The 4,603-nt window shown below is 70.5% G+C and carries 5 protein-coding genes; 1 reads left to right on the top strand and 4 read right to left on the bottom strand.

From position 1 onward, the window contains the following. A partial coding sequence (locus GT354_RS50270) for a biotin/lipoyl-containing protein (protein WP_346012531.1) occupies positions 1 to 237 on the bottom strand: 237 nt, incomplete at its 3' end. Positions 238 to 318: 81 nt separating this feature from the next. After that, a complete protein-coding gene (lpdA, locus tag GT354_RS50265; protein WP_161364927.1) occupies positions 319 to 1,707 on the bottom strand; it encodes a dihydrolipoyl dehydrogenase in 1,389 nt (462 codons plus the stop codon). A gap of 250 nt (positions 1,708 to 1,957) precedes the next feature. On the opposite strand from lpdA, the gene GT354_RS50260 reads away from it, so the two are divergent. Further along, entirely contained in the window at positions 1,958 to 2,281 is a 324-nt protein-coding gene (locus GT354_RS50260) for a hypothetical protein (RefSeq protein WP_161364925.1), read from the top strand. A gap of 118 nt (positions 2,282 to 2,399) precedes the next feature. On the opposite strand, the gene GT354_RS50255 is transcribed toward GT354_RS50260, so the two are convergent. Together GT354_RS50255 and GT354_RS50250 are read right to left on the bottom strand one after the other, a co-directional pair. Beyond that, positions 2,400 to 3,905, bottom strand: coding sequence for a leucyl aminopeptidase (locus tag GT354_RS50255; RefSeq protein ID WP_161364923.1), 1,506 nt, complete (start codon positions 3,903 to 3,905; stop codon positions 2,400 to 2,402). 146 nt (positions 3,906 to 4,051) lie between these two features. Beyond that, positions 4,052 to 4,603: adenosylcobinamide-GDP ribazoletransferase (locus GT354_RS50250; protein WP_161364922.1), on the bottom strand; the 552-nt coding region annotated here is incomplete at its 5' end.

Here is a 4,603-nt window from a genome sequence, read left to right as displayed (position 1 = left end):
GCCGTCGTCGATGACGCCGAGCTCGGCGCCGATCTCGACCGTTTCGTCTTCCTGGGCCTTGATCGACACCAGGATGCCGGCGGCAGGGGCGGGGATCTCGGTGTCGACCTTGTCGGTCGAGACCTCGAGCAGCGGCTCGTCCAGCTCGACTCGCTCACCCTCCTGCTTGAGCCAGCGGGTGATCGTGCCCTCCTGCACGCTCTCGCCGAGCGCGGGCAGTGTTACGGAGACCGGCATGGGTCAGAGACTCCTTCTCAACGCTTCAAGCTCAACGCTTCAAGGCGTGGGTCTTGGATGACGGGCGCGACGCGGGACGCGTCAGTCGTGGACGTGCAGCGGCTTGCCCGCCAACGCGAGGTGGGCCTCGCCGAGCGCCTCGGACTGCGTCGGGTGCGGGTGAATGAGCTGGGCGACCTCGGACGGGAGGGCTTCCCAGTTGTAGATCAGCTGGGCTTCCGCGGTCAGTTCGCCCATGCGGGCACCGACCATGTGGATGCCGACGACCGGGCCGTCCTTGACCGAGACGACCTTGACCTGGCCCGTCGTCTTGAGGATCTGGCTCTTGCCGTTGCCGCCGAGGCTGTAGCTGATGGTGGCGAGCTTGTCCGAGCCGTAGCGCTCGACCGCCTGCGCCTCGGTGAGGCCCACCGAGGCCACCTCCGGGTCGCAGTAGGTGACCCGGGGCACACCCGCGTAGTCGATCGGGACCGGGCTCAGTCCGGCGATCCGCTCGGCGACGAGGATGCCCTCGCCGAAGCCCACGTGGGCGAGCTGGAGGGTGGGGATCAGGTCGCCCACGGCCGAGATCGTCGGCACGTTGGTGGCGCAGTACTCGTCGACCAGGACGTAGCCGCGATCCATCGCGACGCCGGCCTCCTCGTAGCCCAGACCGGCCGAGACGGGGCCGCGACCGACCGCGACGAGCAGCAGCTCGGCCTCGATCTGCTTGCCGTTCTCCAGCGAGACCCGAACGCCCGCGTCGGTGTACTCGACGCCGCTGAAGCGCGAGCCGAGCTCGAACTTGATGCCGCGGCGACGGAAGGCACGCTCCAAGAGCTTGCTGCTGGCCTCGTCCTCCAGCGCGACGAGGTGCGGAAGCGCCTCGACGATCGTCACGTCCACGCCGAAGGACTTCCAGGCGCTCGCGAACTCGACCCCGATCACGCCGCCGCCCAGGACCACCGCGGATTGCGGGACCCGGTCGAGCACGAGCGCGTGGTCGCTGTTGACGACGCGGTTGCCGTCGATCTCCAGGCCCGGGAGCGACTTCGGCACGGAGCCGGTCGCCAGTACCACGTGTCGACCCTCGTAGCGCTGCCCGTTCACCTCGACCGCGGTCGGCGACACGAGCTTGCCGGCACCCTCGACGACAGTGATGTTGCGGCTCTTGATCAGGCCGGTCAGGCCCTTGAACAGGCGCGAGATGACGCCGTCCTTGTATGCGTGCACAGCGGAGATGTCGATGCCGTCGAACGTCGACTTGACGCCGAACTGCTCGCTCTCACGGGTCTGGTCCGCGACCTCGCCGGCGTGCAGAAGCGCCTTGGTCGGGATGCAGCCGTTGTGCAGACACGTGCCGCCGAGCTTGCCCTTTTCGATGAGGACGACCTGCATGCCGAGTTCGGCCGCACGGAGGGCGCAGGCGTATCCGCCGCTTCCGCCTCCGAGAATGACTACATCGAAAACGGCTCCGGCGTCGTTCGCCACGTCTCGTCCTCCTGTGATCGCGATGCCCACCCGGGCGGGACGCACCGGGTAGCACCCCCTTCTTGTGGAAGGTCCTTAGTGCCGGTACAACATCCTCCCACCTCTCGAGAGGGACCGAGCACTCCGCCCCGGTGTTGCCTGTCCCACAAGGACCGCACCCAATGGGTCGATCGCGGGGCACAACGCGCGGGTGTGACTCGTTGTTCCGTGACGAGCCCGACTCCCGCGCGTCCGACAGGAAGGAGTTCCCGTGGGGTTGTTCCGACGCAAACGAGGAGCCGGCGCCGGCGCGCCCGACCGCAAGGAGGCCACCGCCGTCACCGCACACCTGACCGAGTTCGCCAAGAGCCGCAAGGGCGTGGAGGCGTACATAGAACCCGTCACGACGCTGAGTGGATCCACGGTCGTGTTCGTCGCCGACACGGGGGAGTGGACCAGGCGCCGGATCGCCGACGAGCAGGTGGCCCGCTCCCTGGCCCGCAAGCTCGGCATACCGGCATACGAGGCGGCCCTGGTGGGCTACCCCAAGCGCATGCGTGAGTGGACCCGCCGACAGTCCGGCCAGGGAGCCTGACCCGGCACCGTTCGCCGCGCCGCCGATCCGGCCGGGACGCCTGCGTGTCCCGGCCGGATCGGTACCGCGAAGCAACGCGCGGGCGACAACGGATCCGCCGCGCGCGAACGCCGGGTGCTCAGATCCGGTTGTCCGCGACGTCCTGCGCGACCTGGAGCAGCGAGCGCACCGCGACGCCCGTGCCACCCTTCGCCTTGTAGCCGGTGACCTCGCCCTCGTTGTACGCCGGGCCCGCGATGTCCAGGTGTGCCCAGCTGACGCCGTCGGGCACGAACTCCTGGAGGAAGAGACCGGCCACGAGGCCGCCACCCATCCGCGAGCCCATGTTCTTGATGTCGGCGATCGGCGAGTCCATCGACTTGCGCAGTTCGGTCGGCAGCGGCATCGGCCAGGCCGGCTCGCCCACACGTGTCGCGGCGTCGTGCACGGCGCCGCGGAAGTCGTCGTCGTTGGACATGATCCCGTACGTGTCGTTGCCCAGGGCGACCATCATCGCGCCGGTCAGCGTCGCGACGTCGATCAGCATCTGCGGCTCCTCCTCGCACGCGCGCGTGATCGCGTCGGCGAGGACGAGCCGGCCCTCGGCGTCGGTGTTGAGCACCTCGACCGTGCGGCCGCCGTACATCCGCAGCACGTCGCCGGGACGCGTCGCGGTGCCGGAGGGCATGTTCTCGGCGAGCGCGAGCCAGCCGGTCACGTTGACCGCCAGGCCCAGCCGGGCGACGGCGGTGACCGCGCCCAGGACGGCCGCGGCGCCGCCCATGTCCATCTTCATCGTCTCGTTGGAGCCGGCCGGCTTGAGCGAGATGCCGCCCGAGTCGTAGGTGATGCCCTTGCCGACGAGCGCGATCGTGCGCTTGGCCTTGGGGTGTGTGTAGCCCAGGCGGACCAGACGCGGCTTGGCGGCCGAGCCCTGGCCGACGCCCAGGATCCCGCCGAAGCCCTGCTTGGCGAGCATCTTGTCGTCGAGCACCTCAACCTTGAACCCGGCGTTCTTGCCGGTGTCCACCGCGATCGCGGCGAAGTCCTTGGGGTTGAGGTCGTTGGGCGGCGTGTTGACCAGGTCACGGGCCTGGTTGACACTCGCCGCGGTGATCGCGGCCCGCTCGATCGCGGCCTTGGCGCCCTTGTCGCGGGCCTTGACGCCCAGGAGCACGACGTCCTTGACGGCGTCCTTGCGGCCCTCGCGCGACTTCTCGCGGTAGACCTCGAACGAGTACGCGCCGAGCAGGACGCCCTCGCCGAACGCGCCGACCGCCTCCGCGCCGGTCAGCGGCAGTGCGACGCCGGCCTTCTTGACGCCGGTCAGGGCCCGCGCGACGTTGCCGCCGGCGCGACGCAGCGCGTCGGCGGTGAAGCCGTCGGCGGGCGCCTCGCCCAGACCCACGACCAGGACGAGCGGGGCCTTGGCGGCGCCGAACGTCGGGATGCGGTGCAGCTCGCCCTCGGCGCCGGTGGCGCCGACGGCGGTCAGGGTGTCGGTGAGCCGGCCGTCGAAGGCCGCGACGAGGCTTTCGCCGCCCGCGGCGACGACGGCGCCGTCCTCGCCCTTGGTGGCGCCGATGACAAGCACGTCGGCGCGCAGGGAAAGGGCCGCGGTGGAGCCGATACTCAGTGTGGTCACGGGTTTCCTGTCTCTCGAATTCGCTGAGCGTCCCTCAAGAGGCGCACCGGACCAGGGAATCCGTGCTCGGTGCCCTTACGGTGCGCTGGGGGGCGGATGGGAAGGTACGTTCGCCTCCCAGCATTTCACGCCCTCGGCGGAACGTCTCAACCAGTGGACAGGACCACGAGCGCGACGCACCCGACGGTCTCCACGACGGCGCCCAAAACGTCCCCCGTGATGCCGCCGAAGCGGCGAACCGTATGCCGCAACAGCAGTGCCCCGCAGGCGAGTCCGGCCACCGCGGCACCGAGCGCGCGCAGCCCCTCGGCCGGGCCTTGGACGATCCAGTACAGACCGGCCGCGCCGGTCAGCACGAGCGACCACGCGAGCAGGACGCCGCGGCCCACCGTGCCCGCGACCATCGCGCCCAGCCCGTCGGGGCGGGCCGAAGGCACTCCCGGGCCACACGCGAGGGCGAGCGCGGCGCGTCCGGTGACCGCGGCGCCCACGAGCGCGGCGACGGCCCATCCCGAGCCCGCGCGCTGGAGTTGGACCAGCGCGCCGACCTGGACGAGCACTGTGAACAGCAGCGTCAACACGCCGAACGGCCCGATGTCCGACGCCTTCATGATCCGCAGCGCGTCGGCCGCGGGCTTGGCCGAGCCGAGGCCGTCGGCGGTGTCGGCGAGCCCGTCCAGGTGCAGTCCGCGGGTGAG

It is taken from the genome of Streptomyces sp. SID3343 (assembly GCF_009865215.1).
GTDB lineage: Bacteria > Actinomycetota > Actinomycetes > Streptomycetales > Streptomycetaceae > Embleya.
Note: the sequence above shows the minus strand (reverse complement) of the source record. Positions and strands in the feature narration are given on the sequence as shown.